Below are 22,776 nucleotides of genomic sequence, written 5' to 3'. Positions count from 1 at the left end.
GTGATTAAGGCGGTGAGTTACACCGTGACAGCCTATGGAATTGAGGTAATCCCTAAAGCAAATGCTTTAGGTTCTTGATGGTGAAGTAGGAATTAAACATCAAACCCACATTGAGTAGGTTTGAGTAGGTTTTAAATAACGGTTGTTTATCTGCTGAGCAAATTCATCGTTGATTGGCCCAAAGTCAGTATATTCGCGGAACAATAATACTGGATCAATTATGTGATAGAGATCAAATAAAACTGATTGAAAACAACTGCTTTGCAAGCTGTTGTCGTGAATTGTCAATAAAATTGGCGTTGATGGTCAATATCTGTTCAGGGAAGTTTTCTATAGTAAAGAAGCTGAAGATAGCGGCAGAACTTCTGCCTACATCGAAGGTGATTCTGTTGAAATATGTACGTTTTAATGCCAAGCGCTGTAGCAATTCTTGGTTTATAGGGAGTCTTCAAGACTCCTTTTTTTTATCTTCATTTTTTATTTGTTTTGCTTTGCCGCATAAAAAAAGAGTGTATGGCTACACTCTTTTCAGTTCTGAAATTTTTGAGCCAATGGGCTTAAAGGCGCATTTCAATACCTTGTGCCGCCAAGTATTGCTTGGCTTCCGGAATGGTGTGCTGACCAAAGTGGAAAATTGAGGCCGCCAGAACTGCATCGGCGCCGCCTTGTAAAATTCCGTCTGCCAGATGCTGTAAATTGCCAACACCGCCAGAAGCAATGGTTGGAATATTGACGTGGTCATTAATGGTTCGCATTAGTGCCAGGTCATAACCGGCTTTGGTACCATCGGCATCCATAGAGGTAATTAGCAGTTCACCCGCGCCGTAATCAGCCATTTTCACGGCCCATTCAATTGCATCAATCCCGGTCGGTTTGCGGCCACCGTGGGTGAAAATTTCCCATTTGTTGTCGCCGGTTTTTTTGGCATCAATCGCCACCACAATACATTGTGCGCCAAAACGTTGTGAGGCTTCCTGCACAAATTCCGGATTAAACACCGCAGCCGAGTTAATGCTGACCTTGTCGGCACCGGCATTCAGTAATAAACGGATATCTTCGACTTTACGCACGCCGCCGCCCACAGTCAGTGGAACAAACACGGTTTCTGCCATACGCTCAACGGTACGGTAGGTGGTGTCACGGCCATGATGGGTAGCGGTAATATCTAAAAAGGTGATTTCATCAGCGCCCTGTTCGTTATAACGACGCGCCACTTCAACCGGATCACCTGCATCACGAATATCCAGAAATTGCACACCTTTCACCACGCGGCCGTTATCTACGTCTAGGCAAGGAATAATACGTTTAGCAAGCATAATTTTTTCCAGTCATTTCAGCTGATTATGAAACTCACCCACACAAGCGCTACACCTTGGCAGATGGACACGCTATTCTATCAAACTTATGTAAGATTTTTCGCAGGTTTTCTATGTCGGTTTATACGCCTTTGACTTTAAAGGAAGTTCAGGATTTTGCAGCCCCTTATGGACTTGAGGTGGTCGATCTGATTCCGATTCAAGGCGGTATTCAAAATACCAATTACTTTTTGGTGGCTCAGGACGGTACACACTATGTGTTGACCGTGTTTGAAGACATGGATGAACAGGCAGCCGGTGAACTGGTGCCGGTACTGGAACATTTGGGTCAGGCAGGTCTGGCTGTGGCGGTGCCGCTCAGTTATGCTGGCAAGGCCATCCACTCGATTAAACAGAAACCGGCCCAGATTGCGCCGCGTTTAATCGGCGAGCATCCAATGCCGGCCAGCATCGCTCAGGTGGAAGCGATTGCCGTGGCACAGGCCAAAATGCATGTGGCCTTAAAAGATTTTCCTTTAAAACGCGCTTTTGTCCGCGATCATGCGTACTGGCTGGCGGTATCCCAGGAAATTAAACCCAGCTTGAGCGAGGCCGATAAAGTCCTGCTCAGCAAATTGCTGGGACTGTATGAAGCGCTTACCGCGATTTATCCGGACCGTCCAAAAGGGTTTATCCATTCCGATTTATTCCGCGACAATACCCTGTTTGAAGGCGATCAGCTGCAGGGCATTCTGGATTTTTACGAGCTGAATCAGGATGAATGGCTGTTTGATATTGCCATTACCTTAAATGACTTTTGTACCGAGTATCCGCAGGTCAGCCTGAATGAAGACAAAGCCATGGCCTTTTTAAAAGCCTATGACCGCATTCGTCCTTTAACCGAAGATGAAAAAGCCTGTCTGGAGCTGTATCTGGCAATGGCTGCTGGCCGTTTCTGGATGATGCGTTTACAGGTGGCACAAAAAAATGCTTTGCAAGGACGCAGCGGTGACGCAATTTTGCAGAAAAATCCGCTCGAGATGCGTAATATGTTGATTGAGCGCTTAAAGTTCGTCACAGCTTAAATATAAAGGGTAGGGAAATGCGCGATCAGGGCCGGTTAATTGAATGGTTTGATGACAAGGGCTATGGCTTTATTCAGCCCAATGATCCGGACAAAGACCACGTATTTTTGCATATCAAGGATTTTGCCCGTCCGGGGCCGCGCCCGATTGTCGGTTGTGCACTGGATTATCAGGTCATTCTAGATGAACGCGGCCGCTATCGGGCCCAGCAGGTGGTGTATTTAAAAGCCTCACAGGTCAAGCCGCGTGCTGATGTGGTGAGCAAGCCGCGGCAGCGTCCTGCGGCCAAACGTCCGGCCATGCAAATCCTGTGTGTGGCTTATATTCTCGTGCTGGCAGTACTGACCCTGACCGGCTTATTGCACGGCTTGCTGCTGTTATTGATTAGCCTGATGAATGCACTCAGCTATTGGCTGTATGCACAAGACAAGGAAGCGGCCCAACTCGGTCACCGCCGGATTCCGGAACAGAGCCTGCATCTGGTTTCGGCTCTGGGGGGCTGGCCGGCGGCCTGGCTGGCACAGGAAAAAATGCGACATAAAACACAAAAACAACCTTTTCGTAAAATTTATTTTTGTACAATCGGCTTAAACATTCTTTTGATTTTATGGTTTATTTCTCCTTTTAATCTGTTGACGCTCTGAGCATAGCGGGGCGGGGAGTGCAGGACAACAATATGAATACTTCCATTGACCGTGACCCGAATCGTAGTCTGACTTTTATTCTGTACCTTCTGTATATCGTGGCGATTTTTAGTGCCGGCTTGCTGGCAATCGTCGCGCTAATCATCAATTATGTAAAACGCGGCGCGGTACGCGGTTCGATTTTTGAAAGCCACTTTACTTGGCAAATTCGCAGCTTCTGGTGGTATCTATTCTGGAATATTGTGGCCTTTGTGCCGTTCTTTTTTATTTTCTTTATTGATGAAGACCCGAACCGCTTTGCCCAGGTCATTTTTGGTGCTTCGGCCTTCTGTCTGGCGGTGATTGGCCTGTCTTGGCTGTGGATTGTCTATCGGGCTATTCGCGGTATTATGCGCCTGAATGATAATGAGCCGATGTATTCTTAATTGCTTAAATGATCAGACCGATCTTCCTAAAATTTAGTCCGGAAGATCGCTCGCTGATGGCGTGTGCTGCTGTTTCTGACGCAGAAATTTCGGTTTCCATTCACTGATAATCACGCCCAGCACCACCAGAAAACCACCGACCAAAGCCATAAACGGTAAACGCTCGCCGGCCAGACGGCCAAACAGCGAAGCCCATACCGGTTCTCCGGCATAAATAATTGCCGCCTGTGCCGGGCTGACTGCGCGCTGCGCCCAGTTCATCACCAGCTGAACCAAGGCACTGGCCAGCCCCAAACCGCCAGCCAAGAGTAGCAACATCCAGGAAAATTGCGGCAGTTGCTGCTCACCGACCAGTGGCATGGCAAGAAAGGCAAACAGGGAGGCGAACAGCAGTTGAATCACCGTGACCCGTTGCAGATTAACCCGTCCGGCAAAATGGCTGATCAGGATAATTTCCAGTGCAATCGCAATGGCGCCGAGCAGGGTAATCAGCTGACCAAAACTCAGCTGTAGCTGCCCCAAACCATTGCCGGTCAGTAAAACCAGCCCGATAAAGGCACAGCTTGCGCCCAGCCAGATCATGATGTGCAGCCGTTTCCGGAACAGCAGCCACAGCAAGATCGGCACCAGCGGCACATATAACGCGGTTAAAAATGCCGATTCGCTACTGCTGATGGTCTGCAGCCCCACGGTTTGCGTACCATAACCGACAGTCAGGCTGACCCCAATTAATGCACCGGCCCAGAGTTCTTTGACTTGCATACCGCGTAAATGCGGCAGTGAAATCAGCGCGACCGCCAGTGCAGCGGCGGCAAAGCGGCAGCCGACAAAAAACATCGGGCTGGCATAATTCAGCGCCAGCTTGACTGCCACAAAAGTACCGCCCCAGAGCATGGTAATCATGATCAGGGCCAGTTGCGGCGCTTTGCTGTTAAGTGTGGTTTTAAGGTTCACAGGGGCATCAGACATGGCAGATCAGCGAGTATTCAAAAAAGACATCAACCCGGTGAGGGCATAAAAAAAGAGGCCCGAAGACCTCTTTCTGACAGCAGCACTTAGAGGGCTTGCTCATCCAGCAGCAATTGCGCTTCACGCAAATTCAGGCTGCCTTCATAAATGGCACGACCGGTAATCGCGCCTAAAATGCCTGGCTGGCCTTTTAAGTTACGGACATCATCCAGATTGGTCACGCCACCAGAAGCAATCACTGGTAAACCGGAATATTGCGCCAGATTCACAGTCTGCTCGACGTTTACCCCTTGCATCATGCCGTCACGGGCAATGTCGGTATACACAATGCTGGAGACACCGGCATCGGCAAAACGTTTGGCCAGATCGGTGGCTTTCACTTCAGTCACGTTGGCCCAGCCATCGGTCGCGACCATGCCATTCATGGCATCAATGCCCACAATGATATGCCCGGCGAATTTTTTGCAGGCTTCTTCGACAAATTCTGGCTCTTGAACGGCTTTGGTGCCAATAATCACAAAAGACACGCCTGCATCGAGGTAATGTTCAATGGTTTCAAACGAGCGAATACCGCCACCAATCTGAATTGGCAGGTCTGGCTGTGCTTTGGCAATGGCCTCGACCACCGGTTTATGGATTGGGGTACCTGCAAAAGCGCCATTTAAGTCGACCAGATGCAAGCGACGCGCACCTTCATTGACCCAATGCTGTGCAGTGGCCACCGGATCATCAGAAAATACGGTATCGTCTTCCATACGACCTTGTTTTAAACGGACACATTTTCCATCTTTCAGGTCAATTGCAGGGATGATCAGCATGCTTTCGCTCCTTGCTTCATCGGTTAAATTTCTTGCCGCCCATCTTAGCAATAAACGAAAATTTTCTAAATGCTATATTTGCATGCAAAAATAAAAACAGCCTGTGCTGTGTCAGGCGGTCAACAAAGGTTCGATGAAGAAAATCCGGCTGTCTGTGCAGCTTGATCTTCAAAGCGGTTTAGGGCGGGGTTTTAGATGGCCGGATTCTGAGTTTGAGCGAGGTATTGGGAATCTGTTTCGGCAACAGGCCCAAACGCAACAATTCTTCAAAAACCAGTACCGGGGCATAAGCATCGGCGGCGGCATATTCCATTTGTGCTGTGCTTAATACCGGATTGGCCCAGTTCGAGGTACTGAGCCGTTTGCTTTTGGGAAAATAGACCTGAAACAGCAGCGCCATGGCATGTTTTAATCCGACCGGGTTTTTAAAGCCAAAGCTGTGAAAGCATTTGGACAGTTCCAGCACACTGTTCAGTTCTACGCCTTTTTTGCGAAATAGATGGGCATCATTTTTCAGGCCAAAGCCGACTTTAATCTGGTCACGGTTGGCGAAGATTGGCTTAAGAAAGTTCCAGATTTCCTCATTCATCTGAAATAGATAGGCCCGATCTAGTGTGGCCAGCTGAATCAGGTGCGGGCCATCCGACACTTCGCCACTTTTAAAAATCGGTTTAGATTCCGAATCAAAGCCGAGTACCGCTGCAATATTCAGTTCATGCGCATAGTGCTGACATTCGGCCAGCGTTTGAATCAGATGAATTTTAGAGGGTGGCAGACTTTGAAAGCGCGGCAGCTGTTCCAGCTGGCTGGAAGAGGGCATATGGGATGATGTTGAAGATAAGCTCATGCCATCTTTTCCTTGGGCTGGCGATAAAAATAAGGCCTGAATTGTCAGGCCTTATTTTAAGCAAGCGGGACCTTTTAGGCCAGTACTGCACCAAAAATGGCGAAAGCAAATAGCAGCACCAACAGAATAATATAAATCCAGGCCAGCGCCGCTTCCCAGCCAGCCGTAGCACGTGGTGGACCATAGCTGTTAACACGTTGGTCACCCGGGGCGAAAAACAGATACAGCATCAGCAACAGGTTGGCCACTGGAACCAGCATCAGTAACGATAGCCAGCCGGTATGGTTACGGTCATGCAGACGGCGGATGGTGAAAATAAACATCAGATATAACACCCCCAGATAAATCAGTGCGCCCAGCACCAGTGGGGTGAGCGGAATGCCGCCAGCAGGATCAATATTCATCAGCCCGGGAAAGAGCAGGGTCAAAACCAGAAAAACCGGAATCATTAACAGTGCAATCAGGCAGTTCCAGGCCAGATAGGAGAAACGTCCAAAACGCCCCGCCGCGCTGAGTGCCGAATCTTGTGTCGTGATGTGTTGGGTATGAGTGGTGCTATGCATCTTTGAATTACCTGTTTTATTTTTATTGAGTTGTATAAAAAGCAGTCAAATATTACTAAAAATTGCTTAAAAAAGAAAGAAATAAAAAATAGCTAAAAACAAAGCCGGGACGAACCCGGCTTTATACATCTTGCACAATAGAAGAAGTGATTTAAATCTTCCAGTCGACAAAGTTCTTTAACAGTTGCAGACCGGCAGTATGACTTTTTTCCGGGTGGAACTGGGTCGCGAACAGGTTGTCTTTGTGCAGGGCGGTACAGAATTGCAGACCATAGTCACAGGTCGCTGCCACAATCGCGCTGTCTTTCGGCTCGACATAGAAGCTGTGCACGAAATAGAAACGCGCATCCTGTTCAATGTTGTTCCACATTGGATGGCTCGGGTCAGCCTGATGCACCTGGTTCCAGCCCATGTGTGGCACTTTTAGACCTTCAACGTCCGGGAAGCGTTTTACCACCCCTTCAAAAATACCCAGTGCATCGGCACCGCCATTTTCTTCGGAATGTTGCATCAGCGCCTGCATACCCACACAAATGGCCAGTACCGGTTTATTAAACACCGCCTGACGCACCACGTCATCAATCCCGGCTTCATGCATGCCTTGCATACAGTCGCGCATGGCGCCGACACCCGGAAACACGATTTTATCGGCCTGGGCAATCAGTTTCGGGTCATTGGTGACATCCACCGTAGCACCGACGTGTTCCAAAGCTTTGGCGGCAGAGTGCAAATTCCCCATGCCATAATCAAGAAGGGCAATACGGGTCATTACAGGGTACCTTTGGTCGATGCCACAGTATTGGCAGCACGTGGATCAATTTCACAGGCCATACGCAGTGCGCGCGCAAATGCTTTAAACACACTTTCAATCTGGTGGTGGCTGTTTTTGCCTTTCAGGTTGTCGATGTGTACGGTCATTAGCGAGTGGTTCACAAAGCCCTGGAAGAACTCAGAGAATAAATCGACATCAAAACGGCCAATGGTGGCGCGGGTAAATGGCACATCCATAAACAGGCCCGGGCGACCAGATAAATCCACCACGGCACGGCTTAAAGATTCATCGAGTGGGGCATAGAAGTGACCATAACGCTTTAAGCCTTTTTTATCGCCCAGTGCCTGTGCAAAGGCCTGACCCAGGGTAATACCACAGTCTTCGACGGTATGGTGGTCATCAATTTCAAGATCGCCATCACAATGAATATCAATATCAAACAAACCGTGTCGCTTGATTTGATCAATCATATGGTCTAAAAATGGAATACCAGTGTTGAGTGTGCCTTGACCGGTACCGTCGAGGTTTAAACGAACTCGAATTTTGGTTTCGTTAGTGTTTCTTACCACTTCACTGATACGCTCTGTCATGGACACGTTCCTCAAAAAACGTTAAAAATGATGGATGTAAAAATGTTTCGCTGCGACGAAGTCCCAGCATATTAGATTGCTCAGGAGGGTTAATCAATGCCTATTACCGTACATGCTTATACTTCACTGGAAAATGATGAAGTGCGCAGCCAGCTTGAGCGACTGTATGACACCAGTCCAGAGTTTGGTGATGGCCAGGATGCGGTAGAGCAACTCGAGCAACATCTGAACCAGTATACCCTACTTTATACCGCAGAATTTAATACAAAATTAATTGGTGCAATTTGGTGTACCGGGCAGGGCGAAAGCAGGACCCTGGAATATATTGTGGTGCATCCGGCCAATCGTGGTCGTGGTGTGGCCGAGCGTCTGGTCAGTGAAGTCTGCCGTATGGAAGAAGCCAAAGGCGTGAATCAGTTTGAACCGGGCTGTGGCGCAATTCACCGCTGTCTGGCGCATCTGGACAAGCTCTAAACGATTTAAAATGAAATTCAAGAGAGGCCAAGCGCCTCTCTTTTTTGTCTGCTGACCTGTAAATGGCTGGAATCGCGGGCATTTCACTTAAAAAATAAGCAGACAGTGTACAAAATGCTGTAAAAGTAAACAAATGCTTGAATTTATGCAAAAGCTGCTTGACGGCACCGGGCGGAGATTGTTTAATACGCGTCATCGGCGTGATAGCTCAGTTGGTAGAGCAACGGATTGAAAATCCGTGTGTCCCCAGTTCGATCCTGGGTCTCGCCACCATATTCAAACGTTTAAACGTTTTCAATCCCTGATCCCATCAGGGATTTTTTTTGGGTAAAAAATACTCGATTAAATAAAAATGTCATGATTTATATTGACTAATTTCCCCAGATGCGGCTTAATACACGGCATCGGCGTGATAGCTCAGTTGGTAGAGCAACGGATTGAAAATCCGTGTGTCCCCAGTTCGATCCTGGGTCTCGCCACCATATTCAAAAAAGCCCCTGCAATGCAGGGGCTTTTTTTATGTCATTTAAAAATGGCAGCATGATCGTTCATCGTTCATCGTTCATCGTTCATCGTTCATCGTTCATCGTTCATCGTTCATCGTTCATCGTTCATCGTTCATCGTTCATCGTTCATCGTTCATCGTTCATCGTTCATCGTTCATCGTTCATCTTCCAGATTGGTTGACTATCAAATTGAAAGCAGTGTTACGCTAATAACAGCTCAATAACACGAATCCTGCTGAATAAGATTGCATTCTGGCGCTTAATAGAGAGACATGTTTCATTACTGTTCAGGAGGCCGTATATGACGCGCTTTCAGATGTTCTCCTCGACTGTAATGATTATGCTGGGAATCGGCTCAACGTCGGTCTGGGCGCAACCCGAGCGTCTAGCAACGCTTCAGGTTATGGCAGAACCTGAACTACGTCAGGAAGTGAGCTTTATTCCGTATCAGGAAGATCGTGCAAAGCGTAAGGCATTACAGCACCGGATCATGCAAATTCAGCAGGACACTCAAAACCGGGTCATTGACCCGGATCCACCTGTCCTGATTACCATGCCGGCCAAAGAACCGGTCAATATGGATCACCTTTCTCCCGCGTTACAGCAGCATATTCTGGCGATTGCCGCCGGTTTGCAGTCGGATAACCCGCTACGTGGCCTGGAAACCCTGCTGGCGCCATTTCGTGGCCCGGATGGACAGATCCAGCTTGATTTACCCAATATCTCTTTAGGCGTGGTCGATTATGAGATGAATCTGGGCAATAGCTTGTTCCCCGATATCAGCTCACAGTTACGCAACCCGACCCGATAATAGATGACGTGATAGGGGAAACTATCCAACCATAAAAAAACGCTCCAGAGGAGCGTTTTTTTAGATCTGATTCAGGCCGAGATTAAGCCGTTTTTACCGCTGCTTCTTGGGCCAGCATGTGACCATTTTCTTCGAAGTTGCTGTGCCAAGCCAACGCTTCACGTAACAGGTGAGGAGTGTGGCCGCCTTTTGCACATGCGCGGTCGAAGTAGTCGTTTAATGCATCACGGTACATTGGGTGTGCACAGTTGTCGATAATCGCACGAGCGCGCTCACGCGGTGCCAGACCACGAAGATCGGCAAGACCCTGTTCAGTCACCAGAATGTCAACGTCGTGTTCTGCATGGTCAATGTGCGATGCAAATGGAACAACAGATGAAATGTCACCGCCTTTGGCAATAGACTTGGTCACGAAGATGGCCAGGTGAGCGTTACGCGCGAAGTCACCTGAACCACCAATACCGTTCATCATTTTGGTACCGCATACGTGAGTGGAGTTCACGTTACCGTAGATATCGAACTCAAGCGCAGTGTTGATGCCGATAATACCTAAACGACGTACTAGTTCCGGATGGTTTGAAATTTCCTGTGGACGCAGAACCAGTTTGTCTTTGTACTGTTCCAGGTTGTTAAATACTTTTTCGCCGTATTTCGCAGACAGGGTAATAGATGAACCTGAAGCGAACTTCATTTTACCGGCATCAATCAGTTCGAAAGTACAGTCTTGCAGTACTTCTGAGTACATGATCAGGTCTTCGAAGTTTGATTCTTTCAAGCCGGTCAATACTGCGTTAGCGATTGAACCAATACCTGCTTGTAAAGGACCGAGGTTTTTCGGTAAACGGTCTTCAGCTACTTCTTTTTCAAAGAATGCGATCAAGTGGTTGGCAATTGATTGAGTCTCGTCATCTGGTGCAGTGACAGTTGATGGAGAGTCATGTAATTCGCTGTTAAATACGATACCAACGATTTTTGCAGGATCGATGTTAATTGCTTGAGTACCGATACGCTCGTCAACTTTGGTCAATGGAATTGGTTGACGGGTTGGACGATAGGTCGGGATATAAATGTCGTGTAAGCCTTCAAATGCCGGGCTTAAGTTGGTGTTAATTTCAACAATGACTTTTTCAGCAAAAATTGCAAAGCTTGCAGAGTTACCTACAGAAGTGGTTGGCACGATGCCGCCATCTTCAGTAATTGCAACGGCTTCAATTACCGCTACATCTGGCTTTTTCAGCTGCTGGTTACGCATTTGCTCAACTGTTTCAGACAAGTGCTGATCGATGAACATGACTTCGCCTTTGTTGATGGCTTTACGTAAAGTGTTATCCACTTGGAAAGGCAGACGACGTGCCAGTACACCGGCTTCAGTCAGTTGTTTGTCGAGATCGTTCCCTAAGCTCGCACCAGTAATTAATGTAATTTTTAGAGGATTCGCTTGTGCTTGTTTCACTAAAGCCAAAGGAACAGCTTTCGCTTCACCGGCACGTGTAAAGCCACTCATACCAACAGTCATACCGTCTTGGATGAATTGAGCAGCTTGCTCCGCACTCATAACCTTGTCATGTAGGGAAGCTAAACGGATGCGATCTAGGGACATGGTTTACTCTCGTTTGAAAAATCAGAACTGATGGCGATTGTACCCATCAAAAAAGCCATTTTGCATACCTGTTAGGCTAAGGTCTAATTTTTTCAAAAAATGCAGGTATAAATATATTTGATACTTTTTATCTTATTGAAAATCTAACAATAAAAATTAAAAGCCAAATCTTCACCAAGAACTGATTGATCAATATTTAAGCATGATTTAGAAATGTTCTGTAATACTTTGCTTAATTTTTTCCAAGGTGCTGCTGTTGTTTTTTTCATCATCTGGCTGTTCGGGCAGCGGTAAAGAGATGATGACTTCCAGTCCACCTTGCTCGCGATTACGAATAATCAGCTCGCCCTGGTGAATATCGACAATCCGTTTCACAATGGCCAGACCTAAACCGCTGCCTTGGACGGTACGTGCAGCATTCCCACGCACAAAAGGCTGCATTAAAGATTCAATCTGATCTTCAGGAATGCCTTCCCCATGATCGGCCACACTAATGCAGATAAACTGTTCCTGTACCTTGGCAGATAGCTCAATCGGTTCGGTGCCATAACGCTTGGCATTGTTAATCAGGTTGCCAATTAAACGTTTCAGCGACAGGCTACGTGCCTGCAAAATCGGTAATTCTTCCGGGCTAAAGCGAATGTCCAGCGGTTTAAACTGGATCACCAGTTCCTGTAACAAGGCATTTAAGTCGGTATCTTGCAGTTCTTCATCCGAGCCATCACGCATATAGGAAATGAACTGGTCCAAAATGGCGTCCATATCTTCGACATCGTAAATCAGGCCTTCTTTTAAAAAGTCTTCATCCGGCATCATTTCTGCACTCAGGCGAATCCGGGTCAGGGGTGTGCGCAGGTCATGCGAAATTCCGGCCAGCATAATCCGGCGGTCGCGCTCGGTCTGCTCCAGGGTAAAAATCATCTGGTTAAAGGCCTGGTTCACCTGACGGATTTCTAGCGGCCCGTGGTTGGTTTCCAGATAAGGCGCTTTACCGGTTTGACTATAGGTATTGGCGGCTTCCTGCAAACGGCGTAATGGCCGGTTTAGCTGACGCACTAGGGTCAGAATAATAATGGCAGACAGCAGTGGAATGCCGAGCAGCCAGCCAAACACCAGTTCCGGGCTGTAGTTGGCATAGGTTTTTAATGGTTCACGAACCCAGTGGCCGTTCATTTCCGGCGTTTGAATCCAGATACGTGGGCTGGGCTTGAACTGGAAATACACGGTTACATCATCGGCTTTGAGTTCATTGGCCAGTTTTTTCTCAATTTGTCGGGTAAAGAATTCGGCAATAACCTTGTCACGGACATTCGGATATTCCTTGGGATCGGTAATGTATTCAATCCCGACCCGGTTTTTTAGCCAGGCATCCACATCGACTTCGGCATCATTATGGAAAATCCGTAATTCCGGATTGTTTAGAATTTCCAGTTCAACTGCCAGATAACGGGCATGTTGCTGGATTTCCGGCAGATACAGGGTACGCCAAAAGAACCATAGTGACATAAACAGACTGAAAATCACCACAAACAGCACCAGCACGGTGGTCCGCATGGCAGCCGAGCGCGGTTTGATTTTATCCAGAAAGCGTTCCCACGGTGTGCGTTTGCGTTCCGAATAGGTTTCAAAGTCGGTAAAGTCTTGTGGATCGATGGGGTCGAGTTTCACAATGAGTCCTTTTTAAAAAGGGAAAATTCTCCCCCAAAATTGGATACGCGTTAGGTCATCCGCAACTGTTTGAGGCAGGACTCAAGTAAATTACTTATGTTTCTGCGAAATATTGGTTGAAATGACGGAATTTGCCGAGTTTTGCGGATGACAATGGTTTTGCTTACTTTTGCCGAAACAAAAGTAAGGCGAACCGCAGGTTGTATCCCATCAGTGGGGAATAGACCGTAAGACTCCGTCATAGATTCGATGAGTGAGCTTTATTCCGCACCATCTGGAACAAAGACATAACCCACACCCCACACCGTTTGAATATAACGCGCACGTGCCGGGTTTTCTTCAATCAGGCGACGTAAACGAGACACTTGCACATCAATCGAACGTTCCATTGCGCCCCATTCACGGCCACGCGCCAGATTCATCAGCTTGTCGCGGGTCAGCGGTTCACGAGGATGTTGTACCAGCGCTTTTAACACTGCGAACTCGCCTGTAGTTAAAGTCACGACTTGACCTTCACGGGTCAGGGTACGGGTCGAAAGATCTAGCGCCCACGGTCCAAAGCTGACCACTTCCATCTGCTGGCTTGGTGCGCCTGGGACTTCACGTACCTGACGGCGTAATACGGCACGAATACGCGCTAACAGTTCGTTCGGGTTAAACGGTTTTGGCAGATAGTCATCGGCACCTGCTTCAAGGCCGGCAATACGGTCTGAGTCGCTGCCGCGTGCGGTCAGCATGATAATTGGCGTATCAATACTGGACTGGCGTAAACGGCGGCAAATGCTCAGGCCATCTTCAACCGGCAGCATGAAATCGAGCACGATCAGGGAAAACAGCTCGCGTTGTAACAGGCGATCCATTTGCGTAGCATCATGGGCAGTTTTGACCACGAAACCTTTATCTTCCAGAAAACGCTGTAACAGCGTACGCAAACGCACATCATCATCGACAACGAGAATGCGTTCAACGCGGTCAGTTTCGGTATGTACGGCATCTGTATTTTCAGCAGGTACAACTAAACTCATGATGTGCTCCTTTATTCTTTATTGTGGTCGTATGCAAAGCTTTCACTGACTTTGAGTATACGATTCATCTGTATGCCTTGACTATGCTCTAAAGCAACAAATATTGCAGTTAAAATCAAGACATAGATACCAAATATATACATCTATGATAGAAGATAAATCCCACAATTTGGGGAAGAAAAGGCCCTGAAATGATGAATTTACCGCAAAAATGTGAAATATCTGCGAATTGGCAAGAATCGCCATCTGTAAATTTCATAAAACAATTGTGGATTTTATGGGCCTGGTCTTTATAATCATGCCATTTAGTACTTATCCTTGTGGGATCAAACACGATGACTGACTTAGTTCAGCAGTTGGCAAAAGAACTTGCCGTACGTCCAAATCAGGTAGAAGCTGCCATCAAACTCATTGATGAAGGTGCCAGTGTTCCTTTTATTGCACGTTACCGTAAAGAAGTAACGCAGGGCTTAGACGATACGCAACTTCGCCAGCTCGATACACGTTTAGCGTATTTGCGTGATTTGTTTGAACGCCGTGAAAAAGTGATTGAATCACTCAAAGAACAAAATAAATTATCTGATGATTTATTGGCACGTGTGAATGCGGCTGAAACTAAAAATGCCTTAGAAGAAATTTACGCGCCGTACCGTCCAAAACGTACCAGCAAATCTTTTAAAGCCAAAGAAGCCGGCTTGGGTCCAATCGCAGAGAAAATCTTTGCAGAAGCGATTGATCCAGTAGAAGCGCTTGCCGGCTTTAGCCATGAAGATTATCCAGACCTGGAAAGCCAGCTCGATGCGATTCAGCATATTTTAATTGATGACTGGGCGCAAAATATTGCACTCACCACTGAACTGAAAGCAACCTTTGCCAAAACTGCTGTGCTGAAAAGTCTGGTGGCCAGTGATGAGAAAAAAGAAGTCGGTAAAAAATTCCGTGATTACTTCGATTTCTCTGAAAGCCTGAACAAAGTACCATCGCACCGTTTGCTGGCCATGCTGCGCGGCCGTCAGGAAAACGTGCTGGGCTTAAAAGTTGATGGTGAAGATGAAGCGCCACTGGCACGTATTGAAACCGAATACAACTTAGATACCGTGCAGCCACAAGCGCGTCAGGACTATTTAAAGCAGACCGCAAAACTGTTCTGGCTGGGTAAAGTCCGTCCGACCATCGAGCATTCATTGCTGACTGAAAAACGTCTGGCGGCTGAAGCAGAAGCGATGCAGGTGTTTGCTGAAAACTTACGTCATCTGCTGCTGTCTGCACCTGCTGGCGCACGTACGACGCTGGGCGTTGACCCGGGCATCCGTACCGGTGTGAAACTGGCAGTCGTGAATGAATCAGGCGATGTACTGGCACATAGCACCATTTATCCATTTGCACCAAAAGATGATAAGGCAGGTTCATTAACGGAACTGGCGCGTCTTTGCCGTGAATTTAACGTCGATTTAATCGCGATTGGTAACGGTACCGCAAGCCGTGAAACTGAAGCGTTAGTGGCTGAAATGATGGCCGCGAACAGCGACCTGAAACTGACCCGTGTATCAGTGTCTGAAGCCGGTGCTTCGGTTTATTCAGCTTCTGAACTGGCTTCACAAGAACTTCCAGAACTGGATGTGTCGATTCGCGGTGCAGTATCCATTGCCCGTCGTTTACAAGATCCATTGGCAGAGCTGGTGAAAATTGATCCGAAATCAATTGGTGTGGGTCAGTATCAACACGATGTGAACCAGACTGGTTTGGCCAAAACCCTGGAAGCGGTGGTGGAAGACTGTGTGAACTCGGTGGGTGTGGATGTGAATACGGCATCTGCAGCAATTCTGGGTTATATCGCTGGTCTGAACAAATCAATTGCCCAGCAAATCGTGGACTTCCGTAAGGAAAATGGCCGTTTTGATAATCGTCAGGCCCTGAAAAAAGTGCCACGTTTAGGTGAGCGTACTTTTGAACAGGCGGCAGGTTTCTTGCGTATTCAAAATGGTTCTGAGCCTTTAGATGCCTCTGCGGTGCACCCGGAGTCGTATGCGCTGGTGTCTAAAATTGTCGAAGCCAAAGCGACCACAGTCAAAGATATTATTGGCAATACTGAAATTATCCGTCAGGTCAATGCAGAAGAATTTGTAGATGACCAGTTTGGTTTACCAACCATTCAGGACGTGCTGAGCGAACTTGAAAAGCCGGGCCGTGACCCGCGTCCGGAATTCCGTACCGCTAAATTCCGTGATGATATTACCGAAGTATCACAATTGTCTGAAGGCATGCAGCTAGAAGGTGTGGTCACCAATGTCACCAACTTCGGTGCCTTTGTGGATGTCGGTGTGCATCAGGACGGTTTAGTCCATATTTCTGAACTGGCCAATGAATTCGTGTCTGATCCGCATAAAGTGGTGAAACCGGGTCAAATTGTCCAAGTACGTGTTTTAACGGTAGATGTTGAGCGTAACCGTGTGAACCTGTCGATGCGTCCGGAAGGTGCTGCAGCAGCGAAAGCACCACGTCAGCCACGCCGTGACCAAAACGAACAGCGTACTGAACGTAAGCCGCAGGGTAAACGTCCGCAACAGGCGCGTCCGCAGGGTGATCGTCCGCAGGGCAAAAAGCCACAAGCGGCAAAACCACAAGACAATAAGATTGGTGGTTTGGGTGCATTGTTATTGCAAGCCGGGATTAAAGGTTCGAAGTAATCTTTAGCTCTTAAAAAAACCTCCCAATTGGGAGGTTTTTTTATTGCCCTATTTAATTGACCATCGGCACAATCCAGCTACATAAAATCAGCATAATACCCAAATGCCCCAGCTTGCGGGTAAAACTCACCAGTGGCGTAGGCGGCTGTTCCAGCTGTTTGGCATATTCCTGCAAACTCAGCTTATTGGCAGCTTTACTGGAAAATAAAAACACACCTAAATCAATACAGATCAGAATCGTGCCCACATCGGCAATCAATTCCATCAGCTCATAATCCTGATGATATAGCGCCATCGCCACCTGATAGCCCAGAAACAGGGCAAAGGCAAAACACCCATATTGCAGAATAAGGGAAAAGGTCCGCATAGTCTTACTTTAACTGTTCAAAATGAGGGGTTTTATAACATAAAAAGACCTGTCATTAGACAGGTCTTTAAAAAGGATTATTTTACCAGTGTTCACCCGGGAACAAACGGGCATACGCTTTTTGTACCCAGTTCAGCTTTTGTGGCTGACCCACCGAAGCCGATGAACTTGGGAACAGGTTATAACCAATCGACATCAGCTTGTTGTTAATATCCGGTGCAATCGCATAAGTAATTGAAGCCAAACGGCCTAAATGTGTGGCAATTTTCTTCGGACGTTTCACAATGGCATAGCAGATTAAATCGGCCGCCTGTTCCGGTGAAAGGGTAGGAACATATTTATACATCTTGGTCGGTGCGATCATTGGAGTGCGCACCAGCGGCATATAAATGGAGGTAATTGCAATATTGTGTGAATGTACTTCGGCCGATAGACAGCGGCTAAAAGCATCCAATGCGGCTTTAGAGGCAACATAAGCCGAGAAACGGGTCGCGTTGGCCAATACGCCAATCGAGCTGATGTTAATAATCTGGCCGCTACGACGTACCATCATTTGTGGCAGGATATTCATCACCAGACGCACGGCACCAAAATAATTCAGCTGCATGGTGCGTTCAAAATCGTGGAAACGGTCTAAAGATTCATGCACGGCACGACGGATTGAACGTCCGGCATTGTTAACCAAAATATCAATATGATCGACAGACGCTAAAATATCTTTTGAAGTCTGGTCAATGGCTTCCCAATCGTTTAAGTCACATGGGAAAATAGATGCTTTGCCGCCTTTGGCTTCAATCTCTGCTTTGACCTGCTCCAGGGTTTCCTGGGTACGTGCCACCAGCAGCACATGCGCTCCCGCCTCTGCCAGACGATAAGCGGTGTTCAGTCCGATACCACTGGATGCACCGGTAATCAGTACGGTTTTTCCATTTACTTTTTTCTTGAAAAGTTTCTCTAGTTTTGCCTTCACACTCGTATCCCTGCTTGATTAAAAGATCAGACTCAATGGTCTTTGTTATTTGAATTTTTGCGCCCAATCTCATTGGTTCGGGCTGTTATGATGGGCATTATAATAACCGAAGTTTAAAAAAAAGCTATAAAATAAGTGATTGAAATTAAAAGTTATTTTAGAGTAATTGCTCTAATGGGGTGTTTTGGTGGATTGGTAAATTCTGCTTAAAATTTTTCGAAAAAGCAAGTCCTTGTTTCTATGTTTAAAAAGCAAAAAGTCTGCCATTGCAGCGCAAAAGCAGACCATTTGTCGTGAAATTGCAATAATTAAACGCTAGCCAGCGCCTGCTCCAGATCGGCAATCAAGTCATCAATATGTTCAATGCCAATCGACAGGCGCACCATATCTTCACTTACACCCGCCGCTTTCAGCTCTTCATCATTTAATTGTCGATGGGTGGTAGTAGCCGGGTGGCAGGCCAGGCTCTTGGCATCGCCAATATTGACTAAACGGGTAAACAGTTGCAGCGCATCAATAAAGCGGGTGCCGCCTTCACGGCCATCTTGCACACCAAAGGATAGAATCGCAGACGGTTTGCCTTTAACATATTTTTGCGCCAGCGCATGTTGTGGATGATCTTTTAAACCGGCGTAATTGACCCATTTCACTTTTGGATGCTGCTGCAAATACTCCGCCACTTTTTGGGCATTTTCGGTATGGCGTTCCATGCGCAGGCTTAAGGTTTCCAGTCCTTGTAGAATCAGGAAAACATTATGCGGGCTAATCGCTGCACCGGTATTGCGTAGCGGCACCACGCGGGCGCGGGCAATAAAGGCTGCTTCGCCCAAGGCTTCGACATAATTCACCCCGTGATAGCTTGGGTCAGGGGTATTTAGAGATTTAAAACGTTCAGGATATTTGCCCCACGGGAATTTACCGCTATCGACAATAATTCCACCAATCGAAGTGCCATGGCCGCCAATATATTTGGTCAGTGAATGCACCACAATATCGGCACCAAAATCAAAGGATTTTTGCAGCACTGGTGTGGCCACCGTGTTATCCACCACCACCGGAATGCCATATTCATGCGCAATTTGGGAGATGGCTTCTAAATCAATAATATTCCCCAGCGGATTACCAATGGATTCCACAAAAACCAGTTTGGTTTTGTCATCAATTAGTTCGCGTAAGGCTTCCGGGTTCTGATAATCAAAGAAACGTACTTCGACGCCCTGTTTTGGCAACGTATGTGCGAACAGATTATAGGTGCCGCCATACAGGGTTGAAACCGATGCAATATTATCGCCAGCTTCGGCCAACGTCTGAATGGTATAGGTAATTGCAGCCATCCCCGATGCCAGTGCCAGCGCACCAATCCCGCCTTCGAGCGCTGCTACGCGTTGCTCCAGCACTGCCGTGGTCGGGTTCATGATACGGGTATAAATATTACCTTGTACTTTTAAATCGAACAGATCGGCACCGTGCTGGGTATTGTCAAAGGCATAAGAGGTGGTCTGGTAAATCGGTACTGCCACAGCTTTGGTGGTCGGTTCAGGGGTGTAGCCAGCATGAATGGCCAAAGTTTCAGCTTTATACGTCATTTTTCGTTCATCTTGCGTGAGTTATATTTTGATCAAGTGTAGCAGGTCTATTTATGAAATAAAGAGGGAAATATCTGTAATAATTATCTTTAAATTTCATAAAGACGCCCTCATTTTAAAGTTTCAACGGCGGATAAGGCTGCAATGTATGCCTGAATTTTGGACACTTTAAAGAGTTGTAACAAAGCGTGGAAGATGAGGCCGATCCCTTATCTTTTTCTGGCTTTCAGGTATAATAGCCGATTATTTTTTCGCTCATTTGAGTAGGGGTGGCGGTTTTGCCCCCGAAATTGGTTTTTCTATTGAGGAGTCCTACGTGGCCCAATATATTTATACGATGAACCGAGTGTCGAAGATGGTTCCGCCGAAGCGCGAAATCTTAAAAGACATCTCTTTATCATTTTTCCCAGGCGCAAAAATTGGTGTGCTTGGTCTAAACGGTGCAGGTAAATCGACCTTGCTTCGTATTATGGCGGGCGTAGATAAAGATTTCTCTGGTGAAGCACGTGCACAGCCAGGAATTAAAATCGGCTACCTTGAGCAAGAACCACCGCTCGATCCAACCAAAGACGTTCGTGGTAACGTGGAAGATGGCGTACGTGAAGCGCTTGATGCATTGGCGCGTCTGGACGAAGTATTCGCTGAATATGCAGCTGAAGATGCAGACTTTGATGCGCTTGCAAAAGAGCAGGAAAAGCTGGAAGCCATTATTCAGACTTGGGATGCGCACAACCTGAATAACCAGCTGGAGCAAGCCGCAGCGGCATTAAACCTGCCAGCATGGGATGCAGATGTGACTAAGCTTTCAGGTGGTGAGCGCCGTCGTGTGGCACTGTGCCGTTTGCTATTGTCTAAACCAGACATGCTGCTGCTGGACGAACCGACGAACCATTTAGATGCTTCATCTGTAGCCTGGTTAGAACGTTTCTTAAAAGACTTCCCGGGCACCATCGTGGCGATTACGCACGACCGTTACTTCCTTGATAACGTTGCCGAGTGGATTCTGGAGCTTGACCGCGGACATGGTATTCCATATCAAGGCAACTATTCGTCTTGGTTAGAGCAAAAGAACGCGCGTTTAGAGCAAGAGCAGAAGCAGGAAGAATCTTTTGCGAAGGCATTGAAAAAAGAACTTGAATGGGTTCGTTCAAATGCTAAAGGTCAGCAAAAGAAAAACAAAGCGCGTATGGAGCGTTTTGAAGAGCTGAACTCACGCGAATTCCAGCAGCGTAACGAAACTTCTGAAATCTACATTCCACCTGGTCCACGTTTGGGTAACAAGGTGGTTGAGGTTGAAGGCATCAGCAAGTCATTTGGCGATCGTACCCTGTATAAAGATTTAACCTTCACTGTACCACCTGCAGCAATTGTCGGTATTGTGGGTGAGAACGGTGCAGGTAAAACCACACTGTTTCGTATGATGACTGGTGAAGAGCAGCCAGATACCGGTACGGTAACACTGGGTGAATCGGTTAAAGTCGCTTACGTGGGTCAGATTCGTGACACGCTAGATGATAACAAAACCGTGTGGGAAGAAGTGTCTGGCGGTTTAGACATCTTACGTATTGGTGAATACGAAATTGCGTCACGTGCTTATATTGGTCGCTTTAACTTTAAAGGCCAAGATCAGCAAAAACGTGTTGGTCAATTGTCAGGTGGTGAGCGTAACCGTTTACAACTGGCGAAAATCCTGCAAATGGGCGCTAACGTCATCCTACTCGATGAACCGTCAAACGACTTGGACATCGAAACTTTACGTGCGCTTGAAGATGCAATTCTGGTCTTCCCGGGTACCGTGATAGTGATCTCGCATGACCGTTGGTTCCTGGACCGTATTGCAACGCACATCCTGTCATTCGAAGGTGAAACTCCTGAATTCTTCACTGGTAACTATGCTGAATTCGAAGAATACCGTCGTAAACGTGATGGGGACGACCTGATTACCAAGCGTCAGAAATATCGCAAAATTGGTGGTTAATTCCTAATTTGGATATAAAGAAAACCAGCCTTCGTGATCTGACCCCAATAAGTTGGACGGTTTGATTAAGCAGCTTTTAAGGACTGAGTTCTGTATTGTACAGGACTCAGTCCTTTTAATTTAACCTTGATTCGTTCATGGTTGTAATAATGAATATATTCTTTCACGGTCTGTTCCAACTCTTCAACTGAATTAAATTCCTCACCATAGAAACATTCTGATTTAAGTATTCCAAAGAAGCTTTCCATTGAAGCGTTGTCTAGACAGTTACCTTTACGCGACATACTTTGAATAAGCCCGTGCTGTTGAAGCTGTTGCTGATAAAATCTCATTTGATATTGCCAGCCCTGATCTGAATGAATAATTGGCTTATCATTCGGGCTGAGCTTGGCGATAGCATCTTTCAACATATCTTTAACTAAACCAAACAGTGGTCTACGTTGGAGCTGAAACGCAATGATTTCACCATTAAACAAATCCATTATGGGTGACAGATAAAGTTTTTCACCGCGTACATTAAATTCAGTTACATCTGTTACCCACTTCTGATTGGGCTTGTCTGCCTTGAATTGACGCTGCAACACATTCTTAGCAATTTTACCAATTTGCCCCTTATAAGAGCGATACTTTACAGCTCTAATACATGATCTGAGCTGCATGGACTGCATCAAGCGTTGAACACACTTATGGTTAATGGTAAACCCCAAATTCTTCAAGGCAAGTGTAATCCTGCGATACCCGTATCGTCCCTTATGTTTATGATATATCGCCTTAATTTGCTGTTTAAGGTCACTATATTTATCTTCACGCTTTGATTGCTGCTCATGATAAAAGTAAGTGCTTCGAGCCATTTCTGATGTACGTAACAAGTGCCTTAATTGATAGCTTTGCCTTAATTCAGATATGAATCTTGCAGCCGTTGCTGTTCGGCTTTTTCCTGTTCTTTGCGCTTCTGAATCAAGGCTCTCCGCTTTTTTAGATAAGCGACCTCTGCCCGTAGATACGCCAATTCCTCAAGTAGCTGTTCTTGAGTTTTATTTCGATCTTCTTGTGAGGTTTTAATTCTAGGTCGCTGTGGCTTTGGCATCTGTTTGGG

Annotated in this window: 20 protein-coding genes, 2 tRNA genes and 1 pseudogene; 9 read left to right on the top strand and 14 right to left on the bottom strand. The window is 46.8% G+C overall.

The window, feature by feature from the left end; genetic code table 11:
* Positions 1-557: 557 nt before the first annotated feature.
* Complete coding sequence (hisF, locus tag FTU54_RS13265; RefSeq protein WP_303113667.1) at positions 558-1,319, bottom strand: imidazole glycerol phosphate synthase subunit HisF; 762 nt, start codon at positions 1,317-1,319, stop codon at positions 558-560.
* 110 nt (positions 1,320-1,429) lie between these two features.
* On the opposite strand from hisF, the gene FTU54_RS13260 reads away from it, so the two are divergent.
* From FTU54_RS13260 to FTU54_RS13250, 3 genes are read left to right on the top strand one after another with little or no spacing between them, the layout of a single operon-like run.
* Positions 1,430-2,380 (top strand): homoserine kinase, encoded by a 951-nt coding sequence (locus FTU54_RS13260; protein WP_005180603.1) that lies wholly within the window; start codon positions 1,430-1,432, stop codon positions 2,378-2,380.
* A 17-nt stretch (positions 2,381-2,397) separates the two neighbouring features.
* A complete protein-coding gene (locus FTU54_RS13255; RefSeq protein WP_163170452.1) occupies positions 2,398-3,024 on the top strand; it encodes a DUF1294 domain-containing protein in 627 nt (208 codons plus the stop codon).
* Between the two features lie 32 nt (positions 3,025-3,056).
* Entirely contained in the window at positions 3,057-3,449 is a 393-nt protein-coding gene (locus FTU54_RS13250) for a hypothetical protein (protein ID WP_005180599.1), read from the top strand.
* A 33-nt stretch (positions 3,450-3,482) separates the two neighbouring features.
* On the opposite strand, the gene FTU54_RS13245 is transcribed toward FTU54_RS13250, so the two are convergent.
* From FTU54_RS13245 to hisB, 6 genes are all read right to left on the bottom strand, one after another.
* Complete coding sequence (locus FTU54_RS13245; protein ID WP_168383896.1) at positions 3,483-4,418, bottom strand: DMT family transporter; 936 nt, start codon at positions 4,416-4,418, stop codon at positions 3,483-3,485.
* A gap of 86 nt (positions 4,419-4,504) precedes the next feature.
* Positions 4,505-5,236, bottom strand: coding sequence for a 1-(5-phosphoribosyl)-5-[(5-phosphoribosylamino)methylideneamino]imidazole-4-carboxamide isomerase (hisA, locus tag FTU54_RS13240; RefSeq protein ID WP_075167328.1), 732 nt, complete (start codon positions 5,234-5,236; stop codon positions 4,505-4,507).
* 178 nt (positions 5,237-5,414) lie between these two features.
* The gene (locus tag FTU54_RS13235; protein ID WP_168408671.1) at positions 5,415-6,083 is read right to left on the bottom strand and encodes a 3'-5' exonuclease; all 669 of its coding nucleotides are present in this window, start codon (positions 6,081-6,083) and stop codon (positions 5,415-5,417) included.
* A 74-nt stretch (positions 6,084-6,157) separates the two neighbouring features.
* A complete protein-coding gene (locus FTU54_RS13230) occupies positions 6,158-6,646 on the bottom strand; it encodes a DUF805 domain-containing protein (RefSeq protein WP_016658424.1) in 489 nt (162 codons plus the stop codon).
* Between the two features lie 151 nt (positions 6,647-6,797).
* A complete protein-coding gene (hisH, locus tag FTU54_RS13225) occupies positions 6,798-7,415 on the bottom strand; it encodes an imidazole glycerol phosphate synthase subunit HisH (RefSeq protein WP_180074822.1) in 618 nt (205 codons plus the stop codon).
* Positions 7,415-8,008: an imidazoleglycerol-phosphate dehydratase HisB gene (hisB, locus tag FTU54_RS13220; RefSeq protein WP_005180581.1), complete on the bottom strand. Its 594-nt coding sequence runs from the start codon at positions 8,006-8,008 to the stop codon at positions 7,415-7,417. Before hisB ends, hisH begins: the two co-directional genes overlap by 1 nt.
* Positions 8,009-8,104: 96 nt before the next feature.
* Between hisB and FTU54_RS13215 the strand changes: the two genes are divergently transcribed.
* The 4 genes from FTU54_RS13215 to FTU54_RS13200 all read left to right on the top strand — a co-directional run bounded on the left by FTU54_RS13215 (position 8,105) and on the right by FTU54_RS13200 (position 9,799).
* Positions 8,105-8,482, top strand: a complete 378-nt coding sequence (locus FTU54_RS13215) for a GNAT family N-acetyltransferase (RefSeq protein WP_016658426.1) — start codon at positions 8,105-8,107, stop codon at positions 8,480-8,482.
* Positions 8,483-8,679: 197 nt separating this feature from the next.
* A tRNA-Phe gene (locus FTU54_RS13210) sits at positions 8,680-8,755 on the top strand.
* Positions 8,756-8,888: 133 nt separating this feature from the next.
* Positions 8,889-8,964, top strand: a tRNA-Phe gene (locus FTU54_RS13205).
* A 325-nt stretch (positions 8,965-9,289) separates the two neighbouring features.
* Positions 9,290-9,799: a hypothetical protein gene (locus tag FTU54_RS13200; protein ID WP_075167331.1), complete on the top strand. Its 510-nt coding sequence runs from the start codon at positions 9,290-9,292 to the stop codon at positions 9,797-9,799.
* 82 nt (positions 9,800-9,881) lie between these two features.
* Here FTU54_RS13200 and FTU54_RS13195 read toward each other — a convergent pair whose 3' ends face one another.
* From FTU54_RS13195 to ompR, 3 genes are all read right to left on the bottom strand, one after another.
* Complete coding sequence (locus FTU54_RS13195; protein ID WP_005180567.1) at positions 9,882-11,399, bottom strand: acetyl-CoA hydrolase/transferase family protein; 1,518 nt, start codon at positions 11,397-11,399, stop codon at positions 9,882-9,884.
* A gap of 207 nt (positions 11,400-11,606) precedes the next feature.
* Complete coding sequence (locus tag FTU54_RS13190) at positions 11,607-13,067, bottom strand: ATP-binding protein (protein ID WP_075167846.1); 1,461 nt, start codon at positions 13,065-13,067, stop codon at positions 11,607-11,609.
* A 260-nt stretch (positions 13,068-13,327) separates the two neighbouring features.
* On the bottom strand, positions 13,328-14,092 hold the full coding sequence (gene ompR / locus FTU54_RS13185; RefSeq protein ID WP_005180561.1) for a two-component system response regulator OmpR: 765 nt from the start codon (positions 14,090-14,092) through the stop codon (positions 13,328-13,330).
* A gap of 335 nt (positions 14,093-14,427) precedes the next feature.
* On the opposite strand from ompR, the gene FTU54_RS13180 reads away from it, so the two are divergent.
* Entirely contained in the window at positions 14,428-16,779 is a 2,352-nt protein-coding gene (locus tag FTU54_RS13180; protein WP_127800049.1) for a Tex family protein, read from the top strand.
* A gap of 52 nt (positions 16,780-16,831) precedes the next feature.
* On the opposite strand, the gene FTU54_RS13175 is transcribed toward FTU54_RS13180, so the two are convergent.
* The 3 genes from FTU54_RS13175 to FTU54_RS13165 form a co-directional block, all read right to left on the bottom strand.
* Positions 16,832-17,146 carry a hypothetical protein gene (locus tag FTU54_RS13175; RefSeq protein WP_005180556.1) on the bottom strand — a complete coding sequence of 105 codons (315 nt, stop codon included), beginning with the start codon at positions 17,144-17,146 and terminating at the stop codon, positions 16,832-16,834.
* A gap of 82 nt (positions 17,147-17,228) precedes the next feature.
* On the bottom strand, positions 17,229-18,116 hold the full coding sequence (locus FTU54_RS13170) for an SDR family NAD(P)-dependent oxidoreductase (protein ID WP_160240891.1): 888 nt from the start codon (positions 18,114-18,116) through the stop codon (positions 17,229-17,231).
* Between the two features lie 308 nt (positions 18,117-18,424).
* The gene (locus FTU54_RS13165) at positions 18,425-19,702 is read right to left on the bottom strand and encodes an O-acetylhomoserine aminocarboxypropyltransferase/cysteine synthase family protein (protein ID WP_005180552.1); all 1,278 of its coding nucleotides are present in this window, start codon (positions 19,700-19,702) and stop codon (positions 18,425-18,427) included.
* A 316-nt stretch (positions 19,703-20,018) separates the two neighbouring features.
* On the opposite strand from FTU54_RS13165, the gene ettA reads away from it, so the two are divergent.
* The gene (ettA, locus tag FTU54_RS13160; RefSeq protein WP_180074821.1) at positions 20,019-21,680 is read left to right on the top strand and encodes an energy-dependent translational throttle protein EttA; all 1,662 of its coding nucleotides are present in this window, start codon (positions 20,019-20,021) and stop codon (positions 21,678-21,680) included.
* Positions 21,681-21,745: 65 nt separating this feature from the next.
* Here ettA and FTU54_RS13155 read toward each other — a convergent pair.
* Positions 21,746-22,776 (bottom strand): annotated as a pseudogene (locus FTU54_RS13155) (IS3 family transposase); the annotation flags it as partial.

Source organism: Acinetobacter sp. YH12116 (genome assembly GCF_013418895.1).
In the GTDB taxonomy this organism is placed as follows: Bacteria; Pseudomonadota; Gammaproteobacteria; order Pseudomonadales; family Moraxellaceae; genus Acinetobacter; species Acinetobacter indicus.
This window is presented reverse-complemented; position numbering and strand designations above follow the sequence as displayed.